This window comes from Aulosira sp. FACHB-615 (assembly GCF_014698045.1).
In the GTDB taxonomy this organism is placed as follows: domain Bacteria; phylum Cyanobacteriota; class Cyanobacteriia; order Cyanobacteriales; family Nostocaceae; genus Nostoc_B.
This window is the reverse complement of record NZ_JACJSE010000007.1, coordinates 180,286-196,236: the sequence shown is the minus strand read 5'-3', so window position 1 is coordinate 196,236 and position 15,951 is coordinate 180,286. Positions and strand designations below refer to the sequence as shown.

The window sequence follows — 15,951 nt, the reverse complement described above, 5'->3', positions numbered from 1 at the left end:
TAATTAGATTTTTACATACAAGATTGATATACATTGCTCGTTATTTTGGCAATGTTTAGCCAATCATATTTCTCTGCTAGTTGGCGATTATATTGACCCATATTTGATAGTTGTTTTTGTTGTTCTAACGCCAATTTCATAGCTTGAATTAAACCATATTCATCATCAATGTCATATAAAAATGCTCCAGAATGATCTAAGACTTCTGCGATACATCCTTTGCGGGGCGCAATACAGGCTCGACCAAAAGACATTGCTAACATTACAGCACCTGAAGTGAGAATATCTCGATAGGGAAATACGACTACATCACAAGCGTTCAGATAAATTTGAAGTTTCTCCGAAGGGACAAATCCGGGTATAAATTTGATGTTTGGCTCGTTATCAATCTTCTGTAAAAGCATATCTGTCATTTCTGGACTGTTTTGATATACTTTACCTGCAATCACTAGTTGACTTGCATCATTATGCAGTTGTTTAAATGTATCTATTAGTTCTAAGACTCCTTTGTAGGGTCTAATCATCCCCAGGAATAGGAAAACCACAGCAGAATCATCTATATTTAAGCTTTTGCGGGCTAGAGTTTTTTCGATATCGTTATCGTAACAGTTGATATAGTTACCATGCGGGACTACAAATACTTTATCTTGATTATCGTTCAGGGAAAAACTTTTGATAACTTCTGCTTTAGCTGAGTCACAATGGGCAATAATCGCATCAGCTAATTTAGCCACTAAATAACTACATAAATTATCTAAAATCAAGCTTTTATTTTCATGATTTTTTAGATTATGTACAGTCCAAATAATTTTGGTTCTTAGGAGCTTTAAGATAATTAATTCTAAAATAAAAAATGATAATTTTAGAGATTTTTCTACAGTATTAGAACCTGCGAAAAATGGATGGAGCCAATGTAAGTGTACTACATCTGCTTTTTGAGGCAACAATACTGCTGGCAAAAAGAAAGTTGTTGAAGAGGAAGGATGAGGAAAATCTGCTTGAATATCTAATTTATTGAGGTGATGAATTAGCTCTTTTTGGTAGGGATTATCATCATTTGTTCGTGGTAGAAATATAGATTTCATGTTTAATTAATATTTTTGTAAATGATTATTTTAAATTTTGCACTTGTTAGCAATTTTTAAGATGCTATTTTTGTCTGATTTAACCAATTCCTGAATTTCCAAAATTTGTTGAATAGTTCTACGAAGGTTAAGCGAATTTTTAATTTAATATAATTTGGATAGAAAGTTTTGCTCATAGGAAAACTCTCTAACAGAGCTTTGACAGTTTGAGTATCACCGACATAAACATGGCGATAAGCTGCTAGTAATGCGTAATATGCTAAACAATGCTCCAGGAGAGAACGATATTCTGGGGGACAGTGATTTCTGATGGGTTCTGGATCTGTAAGTTTGGGCCAAGGCGGTCGTACTTCTTTGCGTCCTTGCCCAAGTTCCGATGCTTCAGTATGATGCCACATGAGTGGGGTGGGGTCTAAATAAATTTGGTAATTTAATGCTGCTTGTATCCATAAATAAGAATCTTCGCCATAAGTGCAGCGATCTTTGCTATAAAAACCACCAAATTGTTCGATGATCTGCCGTGAGCATAATACCGCTCCAGAGTGGAAGAAATCGATCGCAGATTTCACTAATTGCGGTTTCATCTCAGTGGGCAGTCGCCATACACCTTCTGTTACCAGAAAATGGGGAAGATGTTCTTGCCAACTTGTACGTTCTTCTCCTCGAAAATGTCCACTCACACTCAGCAAGCACTCAGGGTGTTGTTGAAGATTTTCTACTGACTTCTCTAAAAATTCTGGTAGCCACTCATCATCAGCATCAAGAAATGAGAGAAAGGGAGCCTTGCTTTCGGTGATACCTCTGTTACGTGCTGCACCAGGGCCGCTATTTATTTGGTGAATGATGCGGATGCGGGAATCGTGATAATTGCTGACAATATCTGGGCTATCATCCGTAGAGCCATCATTCACAACGATGATTTCAAAGTTTTGATATGTTTGCCCTAGTACAGAGTCGATCGCTCTAGCAATATACTTACCTTTGTTGTACAAAGGTATAATCACACCCACAAGCGGAACTTGGTTTGGCTCCAATTCTTTCATCTTGATGTTCCTACAATGATGAAGGTTTGCTGCATAATTAAGCTAATATCTGTGCGATGAAGTCAAAATTAGTTGCTGTTCTTTGTTTGATTTCTGGTAAAACTGAGTTTAAATGAGCAGATACTTGCTGACGCTGCTGCCAAGCACTACGAATTGTGTTGCAAGCTGTATCAATATCTAGAAACTGTTGAGCAGATATCAGCAATCCTTGGTGAACCATTTCTGCACCCAGTAAATCAGTCATAATTCCTTCGGCTTTGACAGAGTAACCTATGGGTAAGGTACAAACACCACTTGATAAGCCGGCGATCGCAGCGTGCATTCTCTCAGACACAACTAAATCGCAAGTACTGATCAAACCTTTAAATTCTGAGGCTGTATGTTCAGCACCAGCTAACTGGACACGAGGATCGAAGTTTAATAATCTCTGCAATTGTCCGGCGAGAATGCGATCGTCGTTGTGAGGACGATAATCATGTACATGGGGAACCAGTATTACCTGCGCCCCAAATTCATCAAGAATCATCTTGATTACTTGACACCAAACTTTGATGTGTTGCTCATAGTCAGTCCGAGTATAGCGACAAATACCTTGACTAATTCCAAGGGCAACTAAGGGAAGCTCTGGATTGATGTTGTACAATTTCCGCAGATTAGCCACAATTTCTGGCGGTGCTGGTGGGAGCAAAAATGCTGGATCAGCTGTGTGTTTAACGATCTCTGAAGACAGACCTAAATCTTTAGTTACATACTTGTAAGAAAATCCTTCTCTGACAGTCACTAACTTGGAGCGACGAGCAACATTCAGCCAAATTTCGGCTTCTGCTTGAGTTTTAAAAGGCCCAATAGATTGTGCTAGGAATACTACAGGTATGCCAGCATCTAAAGCATACTCCAAAGGTTGGAGTTGTCTTTTGAGAAAGTTCACACCGTAATCAGAGCTAAATACATCGCCACCAGATGCGATCGCCACCGATGCACCATCCAGCAACCGCAACATATCTTTGTAGGCAGGCGCTATGGGCTTGTAAAACTGAGATAAATTGTTCCGCCAGCGTTGAAGTTTATGAAGAGGTCTTAAGGAACCATCACTAATTAAATCTACGTTGTACTGTTGCAACCTAACTTCATCATAATCAAGCGTTTCCGTGAGGATACTCATATCCAGCTTTGGCTGACGTTGGCGTAGCTGCTCAATGGTGGTAACAACCATTGCTTCCACACCCCGGTTACGTAATCCAGTAATTCCTGTAATAACTGCTTTCACTTGATGTATCACTCCATCTCTAGTAGTATTTTTTACTTAACTAATAGGCTTTTGATAAATTTTTTACACTTTTGAATAAATTGCTTCCATAAAACAGTAGATGGATAAGTCAATTGATATTGCAACACCAAAAAATTCATATTTTTTGGGAAAACAGAAAACTGTCCAGATTTGATAGCTTTTTGAAAAGCAATGTGACTTTCCTCGCCTAATTTGATTCTCAGTTCTTGTCGTTTTTGCAGTTGTCTACTCAAATGACTAACTTGCGATTTAACCCGCTTATTCGGCCGCCATTCACCACGTTTGTCCGCCAAATATAAACGGTAGGCTAAACCTTCTCTGCGATGGTTTAGTCCCGAAGATTGTGATTTTGCAACTTCATCGGCCGTGATGACATTAAGATGTAGATTACCTGTATTTATTGCTTGTTCAATTAATTTTTGAATTAATACATTACGAACAACAACTACATTTGTGCCTTGACTATCATTAACATATTCAGGTAGCCAAGCATCACCAACAACTATATCTGCTGCTTCCGCAATTACATCATCACAATATTCACAAGCTTTATATTTAAAAAAACCATGTCCCCAATCCCAACCATATAAATCACGCACTGGACTAACATATTCAATCACTTCACCATCTTTTAAACCAACAGCTTTCATCCCATATTGATTTGCACCTCTATCAGCAAACTTATATCGGAAATCAAACTCTAAAAGATCACCTGGTTTGATTCCACCTTGCCAAGCAAACATTTGTGCAAAATGAATACTTTTTAAATGTCCACAAATTAGACCCACACAAAATTTTATTCGTTCAGCAATTATGGGATCTTGCTTCATCAGCAGCCGAATAGCTTTAATAAAACATGGAATACCAACTATTACATAACTTCCAGGCTGCTCTCGTAGCATTTGTATAACTTCCGAGATTTCAATTGGGTAATATCGTGATTTTGCTCCGGTACGCACCTCTTCTATAGTTTTAGATATTTGGTATTTAAATAATCTGGGATCTGTTGGCGAAGGCGTACAAGGCTTAACATGAATAACTCCATCAACTAAACCCTCACTCAGAAGTTGAGTAACAATCCAATTACCCATACCACCTGAACTACCACGTTTACGGAAATCACTTTCGGTGACAAAACCTGCATAAGTTGTCAGATAGTAGCCAATTTGGTTGTGATATTGACAATCTTTACCGAATATTTCCTCAGCAAGCTGATTTTCATTTAATCCTTCATTTGAAAAAGGACAAACTGTTTCTAATGAAACCTGATGAGAGGTTTGAACAACTGGCTCATTCAGCGTGGCACAAAGCTTGCCATATTCATCGAGTTTCATCTTGATGGGAGAATCAACTACAGCAGCACAAGCACCACAACCTATACAATAACCACCATCTACTACAGTTTCAAATAGTTTGGATATTTCTTGATTTTTTGATGTATTGCCTAACATTAATCACATTCTCCTCTTGACTGATCAAGCAACCTTTATTTTTTTAAACTCATTTTAGGAAATAATGAACTCAGGAGATTTCTTATCTGTTGTAGATATTGTGGTGCAATTAGTGTAATGGTTCCGGTATATATCAAAAAACCACCTACTATACAAAGGAAAAGCAAAGTGTATGAATTAACTATATCTGGAAAATTGAATAAATTTTTTATAGTGAAATTAAACAAACTTTTAATCCCTAAAATTCCAGCCCCCATTGCTAGAGTCGCTACTAACGGAGTGAGATATTGCTGCAAGTAAGTTGTTAATTTAATATTGATTAATTTTTTCAAGACAAATATGGGTATAGGCGACATAATATAAGCACGAATAACATAAGATGCTGCGACCGCTACTATTCCCCAACGTACTGCTATCCAAAAGCACGTAAAGTTGCCAATTGCCTGTATACAATAAAGTGCTAAATTCCAACCAGGTTTGCCCATAGCCATAATGACTGTACCATTGTAATAAAAACCCGCATACAAGGGGCCAACGAGAGTTAATATCTGCAAGACTGGTACACTCGTCTTCCACTTTTCTCCAAAAAAAGTCACTATTAAATCAGGGGATAAAATTGAAATGCCTATAAAAACTGGAAAAGCCACAAGACTAGTAAAGCTAATTGCGTTATAAAATGCTTTTCGCATCTTTTCTGGTTCTTGTTGCAAGCGTGAGAAGACAGGCATTGCTATCTTCTGAATCACAGAAATCATTAACTGAGTAACTATCATAAAAATTCGATAAGCCACTGAGTAATAACCAAGAGCGACAGAATCAAGAAAATAGCCGATTAATAAATTATCAGAGTTTTGATTAACAAAATTAAGTAGGTTAATACCAGTTACATTAATCCCAAATGCAAATAATTCTTTGAAGTGCTTTCGGGAAAATCTAAATCTAGGTCGCCAATCGCTAACCCACCATAAAGCAATGACTTGAGTCACACTATTAGCTAAATACTGACCAACTAAACTCCAAACACCAAAACCTAAAAATGCTAAAATTATGCCGACAATACCACCAACTACCACAGCTATCAAGGAACGTATAGCTAAACTTTTGAAAGCTAGTGAACGTTGTAGAAGAGCTTGTTGGACACTGCTAAGACCATTCAGTACAAAGTTTAAAGATAGCCAGCAAATAATCGGTACAATTTTAGGTTCCTTAAAGAATAAGGCCACTAAACCAGAACAAATAATACTCAAAGTCGCAAGTAATATGCTCACTCCTAAGTTAGTCCAAAAGGCAGTATCTAAATGCTCTGGTTCTAAGTCTTGGCGCTGAACAATTGCTGTCGAAAATCCCTGATCTACAAAAATTTGCAGAAAGCTTAAAAATATCCCCGATAAAGCTACTAAACCGAATGCTTCTGGCCCTAATAATCGGGCGAGTAAGAAGAACACTCCAAAGGAAACAGCCTGTTTTCCCCAACTTTCAATCGCAGACCAAAGTACGCCTTTAACTGCTTTTTGTCGTAAATTTGATGTTTGTTTTGGTGGTTCCATTACAGGCTTTACCTATGCAAAGGATGAAAATACCTATTATATTTCACTCCCACTGTCTATTTGAGCAGACAAGCATCTCATCTTGATTCACAACTGTGAAAAATTGCTATGAAAAAAGATTATCTCTCAACATAAGAAATTAACTATGAATCAAGATAAATATGCAGTGATCTTCAAAATTTACTCAATGCTATTTTGAATTTGATATGAGTTTTGAATCATCATGAAAACTCAAATTGACTAAACAAAACAATCGTTATTCCACTGTAGTTTTTGGAAAAACGGCAGCAATACGACTAGATAAAAATAACTGTTTAGCCGCCAGCCAGATGAATATAGGGATTGTTGTTGTGTAGCGCCGCCACAGTCGTCGCGGTTCTTGAAGCCAGCGATATAGCCATTCTAAGCCTAAGTCTCTCATGATACGTGGCGCACGCTTGTGAATGCCGGCATACACAGGGAAAACGCCGCCTACTCCGATCATGACTGCACGAATTTTACCTTTGTGTTGCGCTATCCATTTTTCTTGTTTTGGACATCCCAAAGATACCCAAACTACACCAGCCCCACTGGAGTTGATTTTATTGACTAAAACTTCATCTTCAGTTTCTGTGAGTGGGCGGAAGGGTAGGGGTTCCATTCCAGCTATTTTTAGTTGGGGAAATTCTTGTTTTAATCTGGCTTGTATTCTCGCCAGAATTTCAGTTTGTGAACCGACAAAGAAAAAACTTAAATTATGTGTTTGGGCGTATTGACATGTTTCCAAAAAAATATCCATACCCGCTACACGATCTTGGTAAGGAGATCCCATTCGGCGCATCATCCAGACTAAAGGCATACCATCAGGAGTCACCATATCTGAATTTCTCAGAATGTTAGCGAACTCAGGCTGCCAGTGCGCTTCTATGAGCATGTGTACATTTGCTACATATACACTTCTACTTTCATGAGCGATCGCCCATTCTATAATTTTCTGTATCTGATCCTCAAAGCTTAAAGCAGTAATAGGGAAATCAAGCACTTTTTGAGTAGGTAGTAACACTTCTGCTACCATAGCTCACTCCTTCTGTCAAAGATAAATAACAACAGATTACCTAGAGCAACCTTTATGTCTAAATAAGCCAATTAGATGAATCTTGACTTTTTCTGAGCTTGTAGCATTCTTACAAGAACACACATTGATTTATCACAGTTTTTCAGCAATTTTACTGTTTGCTGAATCCTCTTCAAAACCATCATAACCGTAGATTAGCTTACTTGCTTAACGAAAGTTTATTACAAGGAGATATTAAACTTTATATTTACTTTATGTTTTTCTAGGGATTAGTTCATCCAAACATTACATTACTACTTCATGCCTCTTACGAGAGTGTATCTATCTTCGGCAAAGTTTTTACTTGTCATCTGTCTAAAAGATGAGTTAGTACAATCATATATATTTAAATTAATAGGCATAACCGTATAAATTCATAATTTTTTTTTATAAAAAATTATTTCTACAAGGTCTAATTTAACCTAGATTCTCAAAATACAGTGTCAAATAGTCAGATAAGTATATTAATCCATGAAACGGTGTGGGAATAGTATTTCTGAAAGCAACTTATTATCCATAAAGCTATAGAAATACGGTTTGATTTCTGAATCTAGTTGTGTAAGCAGGGAGTAGGGAATGGGGAGTAGGGAGTAGGAAAGACGGCTGGTCTGGGTGTACTGATTTTTTTCATAAATCAAATATGAGTCCTATATTTGTATACGGTTGATATTATTTCACTGGCTTAAATTACAAAAATTAGCCAAAAAAGAGGGGGAGAAATTCTCCCCCCCCTTTTGATTGTTGCCTTTGTTATCTGATTGCTTATTTTCCTTTAAGCGTTGCCTCAGCATCTGTCTTTGTTTTTTAAGTTGCCGCTTTCTTGCTGAACCGCCTTTACCTTTATCATTTCTCCCTTCTCGGCGGGGAGATTCCCATCTTTTTAAGCGCATAAAAATTTTTTAGCCTTTAACTTTAGATTGTAGTCTTATTGTAATACATATATTGATCAATTGTCCATCCCAATCTCAGAAATCTTTTATCTGATTTTCTCCATGACATCAAGAATCAATATGTTATTACAAGCTCCTGGAATACTTGATGCTTTATTTTAGCTATCTACTCTATGAAACTAGTGTGCATTCAAGTTGTATATTCTCTGCTTGAGCCTGTCATTTGACAATGGACACTGGGACTGGTTCTGGATTTTAGATGTTTCTCAGCTTCAATAGGCTGTGTTTAGCACATATAAGTTCATTCGTCTACTATATTATTCTACGACCGTAGCATAACACACTAAAACTACTAGAAATAGTGCGTTAGGCTTGCTTTATTACACTTCAACCAACCTGAAATTTATAAGGTAAGCTTGTGTCTGATTTAGAACTACACAAATATCTTCCCAAACTTCCCGAAGCAGCACTACAAGAATTTACAGAATGGTGTGTTTTAGAACAGTCAAAAGCCGCAGGTATAGAATTTACACCTAACAAAACCAAGTTAGAAAATCTCATACCAAACGAGTATATTTGGCAACTAATTGATCAGTTCATGAAAGAGAAACCAGACCCCATCAAAGCGGGTTTAGTAGCAACAATGGCTGGTCAAGAAGCTGATAGTCATGGTTTGATAGGTTCGGCAATTATGGCTGATTTTATCGCCCTTTATGTGAAGTATTTGATTCCCGAAAATGGCACAACGCCAGAAGAAGCGAAACAGTTAATCACAGAAGCCGCCATTCAGCAGTATGAAAAGCTATCTGAACTGGCTGATAAATATAATGTAACGTTCTAAATTGTGGTTATTTGTTAATTATTCCGAGGCTTTGTCTTTTTTATGAGACAAAGCCATTAAGTTGTAACATAAGGATACAACAAAGCAGATTATGAATTAAATTATGCCTTATAGTGACTTTACACTCAAAAAGGTTAAAAAAGATTTTGGGCTGACGGTTATTGAACCTTTTGATTTTCTCCAAGACATTGAACCTGTAACTCCTAGCCAGTTTTTAATAGAGACTATCAATAAACGCTTAAGTTTAGCCTTGGCGAATAATAGTCCGATACCTATAATTTACGGTGCAGTTACGTCAGGCGATCGCTGGAAGTTTCTCAAACTAGAATCCCAAACCGTCACAATCTGGCTCACAGAGTACAACATTCCTCCTGTCGATAAGGTTTTGGGGATATTGTTAAGCTTTGTTTCGAGTGCTAGTTGAGCAGTTTTTATTCAATTTGGACAGGTAAATAGTAGTTTTCTAGGCGTTCAAGAAGTGTGAACATAGTTTCTGTCAGATAATCAGACTGGTCAAGCATAACTTTATATTCATCGAACTGATACTTATTAAACTCATTGAATATACAGTAGTGAAATGTTAACCAGTTCCGCTTGGGGTAAATAGTAACTTTAGATAATTTACTTATTTTGCACCAATCACTAGAGATTTGAATATGTAGAGCTTGATGTGATAGCAATGGAAAAAATAGGTTGGAAAATCTAGATTCAATAATTTGATCTACCAACCAAGCCATAACCTCAAAAGAAAGATACTGAGTAGGCATTGACGGATTTTGATAATAATTTTTAATAAAATACCAATGTTCTTGTGACATAAACTGCTTTTTTATGAAAGCTACACCATTAAAAATTAAGTATAGTGTCACAATTAGTAATTTATGCTAACTATTATTGGTTGCGGAAATCTTAATCGCTGCGATGATGCTGTAGGTGTAATTATCGCCCAACGCTTACAACAATATCTAGCCGAAAACCCTCACTCTTATGTGCGCGTGTATGACTGTGGAACCGCAGGGATGGAGGTAATGTTTCAAGCTAGAGGTAGTAAAAAATTAGTAATTATTGATGCTAGTTCAACCAATTCTGAAGCGGGTGCAATATTTAAGGTTCCAGGTAAAGAATTAGAAGCTTTACCGGAACCTAGTTATAACTTGCATGATTTTCGTTGGGATAATGCACTAGCCGCCGGAAGGAAAATATTTCAGGATGAATTTCCCGAAGATGTGACAGTTTATTTAATTGAGGCGGCAAATCTTAGCCTTGGACTAGAGTTAAGTCCTGTGGTGAAAAGTTCGGCTAACTTAGTTTTTGAAGAGGTAGTTACAATTATTTGTAATTGGTCAATGATAAATAATCAATAGTCTTTCCTACTCTCTTCATACACGCTTTTTCTAGCCAGCCATATCACGGTAAACAGCAATTTCATCTACCCGCATTTCAAAGGGGATACCTTGGCTTTCGGGAGGACAAACGCGGATTTTAGCACTGGTGACAATTGACTGGAGTAATGACCCCATTGCGACGATTTGTTGTAGAACTCGCCAGTTGGTAACAGGGTCGGGACATTCAATTACTAAGGTCATCGCACTAGCGTCACTGGTGACATACCAGCGACAATGAGAAAGAAGATTTTGAATTGTGCGATCGCACGCTTCATAAAAGTATTTACTAATAGAATGCTCTAGTTGTTGCCGTAAAATAATATCTGCCGATGACGGTTGCATTGGACGGTAATCGTAATCATCGTTGTAACAGAACATATACCTAGCCATCTCTACTTACAAAACTACTTAATTGCCAATAGCCATTGCGTAGAGAATATCCATTTTTGTTTCTAAGAAACTCTGGGTTTCATCGTCATAAAACGCGCCAATTCCGCTACATTGTATCCCCAAGTAATTACTACTCAGGTAAACTCTGTGTCCTAAAAAACCTGCTAACTGCATAGCGGTTTGATAACTTGTATAGTCAGACACAAAAAACAAAGTTACTGCACAATCACGCGCAATAGCCTGATTAATGCACAAATAACCAGTATGTTCGCTAAAATCGCCACTTTTAATCAGATGATTGTTTTGATATAACCCAGGGGATATCCCCTCTACTCGATGCACGACTGAATAAACTTTGATTGCTTCACAACTTTCTGTGGGAATTGGTTGCTTTAGTTGTTGCAATATCCTGAAATAATCTTCTTGAGAAATCAACTGTTTCCGGAAACGTCTATTTGAACGTCTATGCCAAACAGTTTGATAAAATTTATCCTTGTCAAACTTAAATTTGGGATGCTCTAGCTGTTGTTTTGGACTCTTGTGTAAAGCTGTTACCTGATAGCCATCTTCAATAAATTGATGAGCTTCAAAATAATCTGTACCACTCACAAAAGGAATTTTCAGCCTTAAGCGTCTCACATGCTTTTCTTCTACTTCCCCACATAGAACACTAGCAGTCACAAACTCTTTATTCTCAAAACCTAAGTCAGAATTAAGAGCTAACTTATCAAAGTCAAACATTAGCTGGATATTTTTGTCATAGAGATCAGCCGATGCGGCAATTGTACCTAAATGGTGTCCGCTATCTAAAAAGCAATATCTCAGACTTCTGTTTTTATATTTCCAACTAGACCTATAATAAACGCAACTAATTAAAAAAATGACTCCCTTGATACATTTGCCCGGTATAATATAACTTTCCAAGCCATCATCTATTAATTCATAGATGAGTGTTAGACAATTATTCTCAACTTCTAGATGGTAGATGCCATCAACTATTTCCGGGATGCCACGAATTTGTACATAAATCTCAGTAGGATATAACCCACCCGCAGAAGGATTAACACGTAGTTGATAGGCTACATCCTTATAAGTCTTTTCTAAGGTGATTGCACTTGTTAAGTAAATGAAAGAATGAATGGGATGATTGAGATTTAATTGCAGCCTGCGATAAAATTTTGGATATTGCTTAAAAGCAGATGGTTGCGTTGTTGGGTCTACATAATTAGGGTCAAGCTGCACTGATAGGTAAGAATGTTTAGTCCTTTGATGAAAATTTTTGCTAGATAATTCATTTTGTAGCATCTTTCAGCATCCTTAAAACTTCGATAGTGCTGGCAAAATCTATAGCTTTGTAATCGTCTAAGTTTTTTAAATTTAAATTCGGATGATGTTGTAAAAGTAACTTGACTACTTCTGCTTTACCTGCTGAAGCTGCATACATTAACACTGTTGCACCGTTATCGTTTTGGTTATCGATATTAATTTTCATTTCTAGCAGCAAATTAATTAATTCATAATGATTGCCAAAGCAAGCAAACCATAAGGCATTATTACTATCATTATTTCTGGCATTAATATCCGCGCCTGCACTAATCAATTCTTGAACGACTGAATAATTACCTATCCTAGTGGCTTTCATTAAAGCTGTATCACCATTTTCACCACGCTGATTTAAATCTTCAAGATTGTAATTATTACCTATCAACCATTCACAAGTTGTTTGACTCAAACTTTGCTGATTTTGTTGTTTCATAAACTGCTTTTATTCACTAATAAAAGGGAATGGTGGACAATGCCCACCATTCACAAAAACTTTTTGAAAATACTGTCCATGAGATGAACTTTTACCCCTCCCTAACCCTCCCCTTGGAAAGGGGAGGGAATTAGATTTCTTAGTTTCCCCCCTTTATAAGGGGGGCTAGGGGGGATCAACAGTTTAATAATTCTCAGATATCCTCATTAGACAGCATTCATTGTTTGGTTAGGTTGCTCACCTGCGACCATTGGTTTCGGTTCTTCAGAGAATAGTTCTCTAGAAGATTTATCTTGCTTGGGTGCGCCATAAAAACCAGCTTCAGCTTCGAGTTCATCTACGAAATCCCAAGCTTCAATTGTGCGTTTAGAGTCTGGGCCATAATTCGCAGAAATTGCCCGTGCGTTGGAGACTGCTTTATATATCTCTTTTTGCAAGAATAGGAGTTTTGGTTTATCTACAAAGTCGCCTTTGTGGATAATATCGCTGATAGTAATCATCCCAAGTAATTCACCACGGATGACAGGCGCACTCCGCATCCCTGTATTAATCAATAACCTTGCAACATATTCTAAATCAAGGTCAGGATCTACAGTGACACAGGGTTTGCTCATTATTTCGTAAACATAAGTTCTTTGAGGATCTTTTCCATAAGCAACCACTTTGGCTGCAATATCACTCTCAGTCATAATGCCGTAAGCATCACCACTATGACGAGGTTCTACAATCAATTCTTGCAGTTGTTTGAGCCTTAATAATTTCACTGCTTCTGCTACTGTAGCGGAGCCGCGAATGGTAGCTACATCTTGAGTCATAATATGTTTGGCTCGCATAATTCCTGCTCCTTATTTATTGCAAGTAAGGGAATTGTTTCTAAACTGCTGCACTTATTCCCAAACTGTTTTTGCTTCGTCTAAGTATGATGAAAATTAGACACAGGTTTTACGCAGTATTAGCCCTAAATTCTACTGAGTAGAATCATCAATTATCAGTATAAGATTTACACATTTTCCCTACTCTATTGCTGAAGCGATCGCATCGTCTGTCTAACTTTCAGATGTACCAGGATTTCGGTAGAAATGTCTTGGATAACCCTGTAATCTCTTGCTGCTGAAGTTTGGTTCACTAGCAACAATTTAGCTTACTTATATATTATCACTCTGATAGGTTTGTTCCATAAACAAGTGTGTATTCTCATAAAGATATTGGTTAAATATCACAAAAAAATATCAAAATGCAGCACAAACTACATTTATTTTTTTAATAGTATGTTTATTCAGGATATTTGTTTAATATCAAAATTTATAGATATTGATTTGTTTACTAGGTAACAATTATTTTTTGAAATTAAGTTTTGTAGACAAAGTTCATGTATCAATATTTTAACTAAAAATATTCTTAAGTAGTGATATATTGTGCTAAATTATTTCAACTCAAATTCTCCCTCTAGCGGAGTATTTTTAGTAGTGGACTGTTAGCTATACAGATTTTGTATAAACTATATCTAGTAATTTTATAAAGAAAATCTAAAAAATAACCTTGATATTCCAAAAAGTTGGTATTGTTTCAAGCAATCATGATTTAAAAGGAAATAAAAACATGGAAATTAGTGCGCGGAATGCGTTAAAAACCACCGTTAAGAAAGTTGTAACTGGTTCAGTTAATACTGAAGTAACTTTAGAATTAGCACCTGGAATAGAGTTAGTCTCTATTATTACCAAAACCTCAGCCGATAACCTGGGGTTGGTAGAAGGTAAGCAAGCTTATGCTGTTATTAAAGCGTCCGATGTTATTGTTGCTATTGATTGATAAATAACTAATTCATTAAATGGAATTTTTTTATTTTTGTAGAGACTTTGTATACAACGTCTCTACAGAATTTATATATTACGCGATGTGCAACTTATGTTTGAAACCCCTCTCCAAACCTCTCCCCGACGCGGAGAGAGGCTTTAAGTCTTGCTCCCCTTCCCTACCAGGGAAGGGGTTGGGGGTTAGGTTTGAGAGAAAGTTGCACACGGCGTTATCTTACATATTTTCATTGAGAAGACGCATTTCGACTACGCTCAATGCTCAATAAGCTGACTCAAAGAGGGTTGAGCGAAGCGTTCACTGAGCTTTGCTGGAGTGTGAATACTGAGCGTAGCGCCGCCCTGAGCCTGTCGAAGGTGTCGAAGTATCGAAACTAGGTAATCTCACATTAGGTTTAATTTAGTCCTTCTACTTCACCAGTAGTAGATTTTAGCTTGAATTTAGTTATCAACTATCCGCACGTAAATAGTCTGAGCAACTTCTTGGCTTAAACTGATAGATTCTCCAGCAACTTTCATTTGTAATAAAGGAAGTAGCTGTTCTAGAGTAATACAAGTTCCAATTTTTATGCCTGCTGAATGAATCTGGTCTAGGATTTTCTGATCTTGAGTTTGATAAAAAGCTATAATACCTTGCTCTCCAGGTTGGAGCAGTGCTAAAGAACAGCCGCTTACACTAAAAGGCTTAAACATTAAAAGTATGAAGTGTGAAGTATGAAGTATGAAAGGTAAAGAAAATTATCTTTCATACTTTTTGGATTGCTAAAAATAGCTGTAGTAATGAAAAATTGCAGCTATACAATCTGAATCTGTGTAGAGAGATTTTGACTGTATAGCTGCAACTTCTGTGCATAGTCTAAGACATCAATTATACGAGGTAAGGTTCTTGGTGTGTTTTGATTGTGCAGTTAGAACGAGGATAGGTAACGCACAATAGAGCAAATCCTTTAGATACTTGTTCGTCATCTAAGAAGTTTTGATCAGATTGATCAACTTCACCTTCAGTAACTTTGCCTACACAGCTAGAGCAAGAACCTGCATGGCAAGAGAAAGGTAACTCAATACCAGCTTCTTCGGCTGCGTCTAAAATTGTAGTGTCTTCATCTACCTCAATTGTGGTATCGATGTCTTCTTTTTTGTTGATTAATCTTACTTGATAGGTAGCCATTTTCCGATTCTCCTCATTACGGTTCGGTTGGTTCTCGAAGTGTGTCAGGCTCCTCTTCGAGAAAGCATGAATAGGAAGACACAGCATTTGATGAGTTTTATACCTATTTAGATAATGATTAAGACAAATGGATTGATATAACTTAGATGCAGATAGTAATTCTCAATCCAAAATCCAAAATCTAAAATCCAAAATAGTATTAG

The 15,951-nt window shown here is 37.0% G+C and carries 18 protein-coding genes; 4 read left to right on the top strand and 14 right to left on the bottom strand.

Annotated features, from left to right (window positions below; all coding sequences use genetic code 11):
- Window positions 1-11: 11 nt before the first annotated feature.
- From H6G77_RS14265 to H6G77_RS35705, 7 genes are all read right to left on the bottom strand, one after another.
- Window positions 12-1,085 carry a glycosyltransferase family 4 protein gene (locus tag H6G77_RS14265; RefSeq protein ID WP_190871889.1) on the bottom strand — a complete coding sequence of 358 codons (1,074 nt, stop codon included), beginning with the start codon at window positions 1,083-1,085 and terminating at the stop codon, window positions 12-14.
- A gap of 56 nt (window positions 1,086-1,141) precedes the next feature.
- A complete protein-coding gene (locus H6G77_RS14260; protein ID WP_190871888.1) occupies window positions 1,142-2,128 on the bottom strand; it encodes a glycosyltransferase family 2 protein in 987 nt (328 codons plus the stop codon).
- Window positions 2,129-2,165: 37 nt separating this feature from the next.
- The gene (locus H6G77_RS14255; RefSeq protein WP_190871887.1) at window positions 2,166-3,395 is read right to left on the bottom strand and encodes a polysaccharide pyruvyl transferase family protein; all 1,230 of its coding nucleotides are present in this window, start codon (window positions 3,393-3,395) and stop codon (window positions 2,166-2,168) included.
- Window positions 3,396-3,427: 32 nt separating this feature from the next.
- Complete coding sequence (locus H6G77_RS14250) at window positions 3,428-4,867, bottom strand: Coenzyme F420 hydrogenase/dehydrogenase, beta subunit C-terminal domain (protein ID WP_190871886.1); 1,440 nt, start codon at window positions 4,865-4,867, stop codon at window positions 3,428-3,430.
- Window positions 4,868-4,902: 35 nt separating this feature from the next.
- Window positions 4,903-6,414, bottom strand: coding sequence for a lipopolysaccharide biosynthesis protein (locus tag H6G77_RS14245; RefSeq protein ID WP_190871885.1), 1,512 nt, complete (start codon window positions 6,412-6,414; stop codon window positions 4,903-4,905).
- A 256-nt stretch (window positions 6,415-6,670) separates the two neighbouring features.
- Window positions 6,671-7,468 (bottom strand): WecB/TagA/CpsF family glycosyltransferase, encoded by a 798-nt coding sequence (locus H6G77_RS14240; protein WP_190589842.1) that lies wholly within the window; start codon window positions 7,466-7,468, stop codon window positions 6,671-6,673.
- Window positions 7,469-8,181: 713 nt separating this feature from the next.
- Entirely contained in the window at window positions 8,182-8,397 is a 216-nt protein-coding gene (locus H6G77_RS35705; RefSeq protein ID WP_242049218.1) for a hypothetical protein, read from the bottom strand.
- A 418-nt stretch (window positions 8,398-8,815) separates the two neighbouring features.
- On the opposite strand from H6G77_RS35705, the gene H6G77_RS14235 reads away from it, so the two are divergent.
- Together H6G77_RS14235 and H6G77_RS14230 are read left to right on the top strand one after the other, a co-directional pair.
- Complete coding sequence (locus tag H6G77_RS14235) at window positions 8,816-9,238, top strand: hypothetical protein (protein ID WP_190589843.1); 423 nt, start codon at window positions 8,816-8,818, stop codon at window positions 9,236-9,238.
- A gap of 103 nt (window positions 9,239-9,341) precedes the next feature.
- Window positions 9,342-9,662, top strand: a complete 321-nt coding sequence (locus H6G77_RS14230; protein ID WP_190871884.1) for a hypothetical protein — start codon at window positions 9,342-9,344, stop codon at window positions 9,660-9,662.
- 7 nt (window positions 9,663-9,669) lie between these two features.
- Here H6G77_RS14230 and H6G77_RS14225 read toward each other — a convergent pair whose 3' ends face one another.
- Entirely contained in the window at window positions 9,670-10,107 is a 438-nt protein-coding gene (locus H6G77_RS14225) for a hypothetical protein (protein WP_190669927.1), read from the bottom strand.
- Window positions 10,108-10,119: 12 nt separating this feature from the next.
- On the opposite strand from H6G77_RS14225, the gene H6G77_RS14220 reads away from it, so the two are divergent.
- Window positions 10,120-10,602 (top strand): hydrogenase maturation protease, encoded by a 483-nt coding sequence (locus H6G77_RS14220; protein ID WP_190871883.1) that lies wholly within the window; start codon window positions 10,120-10,122, stop codon window positions 10,600-10,602.
- A gap of 30 nt (window positions 10,603-10,632) precedes the next feature.
- Here the strand turns inward: H6G77_RS14220 and H6G77_RS14215 are convergent, their stop codons facing one another.
- The 4 genes from H6G77_RS14215 to H6G77_RS14200 all read right to left on the bottom strand — a co-directional run bounded on the left by H6G77_RS14215 (window position 10,633) and on the right by H6G77_RS14200 (window position 13,602).
- Complete coding sequence (locus tag H6G77_RS14215; protein WP_396020674.1) at window positions 10,633-11,001, bottom strand: hypothetical protein; 369 nt, start codon at window positions 10,999-11,001, stop codon at window positions 10,633-10,635.
- A 30-nt stretch (window positions 11,002-11,031) separates the two neighbouring features.
- Window positions 11,032-12,318, bottom strand: a complete 1,287-nt coding sequence (locus H6G77_RS14210; protein WP_190589848.1) for a nitroreductase family protein — start codon at window positions 12,316-12,318, stop codon at window positions 11,032-11,034.
- Window positions 12,305-12,769, bottom strand: a complete 465-nt coding sequence (locus H6G77_RS14205; protein ID WP_190669933.1) for an ankyrin repeat domain-containing protein — start codon at window positions 12,767-12,769, stop codon at window positions 12,305-12,307. The genes H6G77_RS14210 and H6G77_RS14205 overlap by 14 nt, the downstream gene beginning before the upstream one ends.
- A gap of 206 nt (window positions 12,770-12,975) precedes the next feature.
- Window positions 12,976-13,602 carry a CBS domain-containing protein gene (locus tag H6G77_RS14200; protein WP_190669935.1) on the bottom strand — a complete coding sequence of 209 codons (627 nt, stop codon included), beginning with the start codon at window positions 13,600-13,602 and terminating at the stop codon, window positions 12,976-12,978.
- A 766-nt stretch (window positions 13,603-14,368) separates the two neighbouring features.
- On the opposite strand from H6G77_RS14200, the gene H6G77_RS14195 reads away from it, so the two are divergent.
- The gene (locus H6G77_RS14195) at window positions 14,369-14,578 is read left to right on the top strand and encodes a molybdopterin-binding protein (RefSeq protein ID WP_190669937.1); all 210 of its coding nucleotides are present in this window, start codon (window positions 14,369-14,371) and stop codon (window positions 14,576-14,578) included.
- Between the two features lie 443 nt (window positions 14,579-15,021).
- Here H6G77_RS14195 and H6G77_RS14190 read toward each other — a convergent pair whose 3' ends face one another.
- The gene (locus H6G77_RS14190; RefSeq protein ID WP_190669939.1) at window positions 15,022-15,273 is read right to left on the bottom strand and encodes a FeoA family protein; all 252 of its coding nucleotides are present in this window, start codon (window positions 15,271-15,273) and stop codon (window positions 15,022-15,024) included.
- Between the two features lie 175 nt (window positions 15,274-15,448).
- Window positions 15,449-15,748 carry a 2Fe-2S iron-sulfur cluster-binding protein gene (locus H6G77_RS14185; protein ID WP_190589852.1) on the bottom strand — a complete coding sequence of 100 codons (300 nt, stop codon included), beginning with the start codon at window positions 15,746-15,748 and terminating at the stop codon, window positions 15,449-15,451.
- Window positions 15,749-15,951 lie beyond the last annotated feature (203 nt).

Coding starts and splice junctions, on each gene's coding strand:
- H6G77_RS14265 (WP_190871889.1), bottom strand. CDS start 1,085: ATGAAATCTATATTTCTACCACGAACAAATGATGATAATCCCTACCAA.
- H6G77_RS14260 (WP_190871888.1), bottom strand. CDS start 2,128: ATGAAAGAATTGGAGCCAAACCAAGTTCCGCTTGTGGGTGTGATTATA.
- H6G77_RS14250 (WP_190871886.1), bottom strand. CDS start 4,867: ATGTTAGGCAATACATCAAAAAATCAAGAAATATCCAAACTATTTGAA.
- H6G77_RS14245 (WP_190871885.1), bottom strand. CDS start 6,414: ATGGAACCACCAAAACAAACATCAAATTTACGACAAAAAGCAGTTAAA.
- H6G77_RS14240 (WP_190589842.1), bottom strand. CDS start 7,468: ATGGTAGCAGAAGTGTTACTACCTACTCAAAAAGTGCTTGATTTCCCT.
- H6G77_RS35705 (WP_242049218.1), bottom strand. CDS start 8,397: ATGCGCTTAAAAAGATGGGAATCTCCCCGCCGAGAAGGGAGAAATGAT.
- H6G77_RS14230 (WP_190871884.1), top strand. CDS start 9,342: ATGCCTTATAGTGACTTTACACTCAAAAAGGTTAAAAAAGATTTTGGG.
- H6G77_RS14220 (WP_190871883.1), top strand. CDS start 10,120: ATGCTAACTATTATTGGTTGCGGAAATCTTAATCGCTGCGATGATGCT.
- H6G77_RS14215 (WP_396020674.1), bottom strand. CDS start 11,001: ATGTTCTGTTACAACGATGATTACGATTACCGTCCAATGCAACCGTCA.
- H6G77_RS14210 (WP_190589848.1), bottom strand. CDS start 12,318: ATGCTACAAAATGAATTATCTAGCAAAAATTTTCATCAAAGGACTAAA.
- H6G77_RS14205 (WP_190669933.1), bottom strand. CDS start 12,769: ATGAAACAACAAAATCAGCAAAGTTTGAGTCAAACAACTTGTGAATGG.
- H6G77_RS14200 (WP_190669935.1), bottom strand. CDS start 13,602: ATGCGAGCCAAACATATTATGACTCAAGATGTAGCTACCATTCGCGGC.
- H6G77_RS14195 (WP_190669937.1), top strand. CDS start 14,369: ATGGAAATTAGTGCGCGGAATGCGTTAAAAACCACCGTTAAGAAAGTT.
- H6G77_RS14190 (WP_190669939.1), bottom strand. CDS start 15,273: ATGTTTAAGCCTTTTAGTGTAAGCGGCTGTTCTTTAGCACTGCTCCAA.
- H6G77_RS14185 (WP_190589852.1), bottom strand. CDS start 15,748: ATGGCTACCTATCAAGTAAGATTAATCAACAAAAAAGAAGACATCGAT.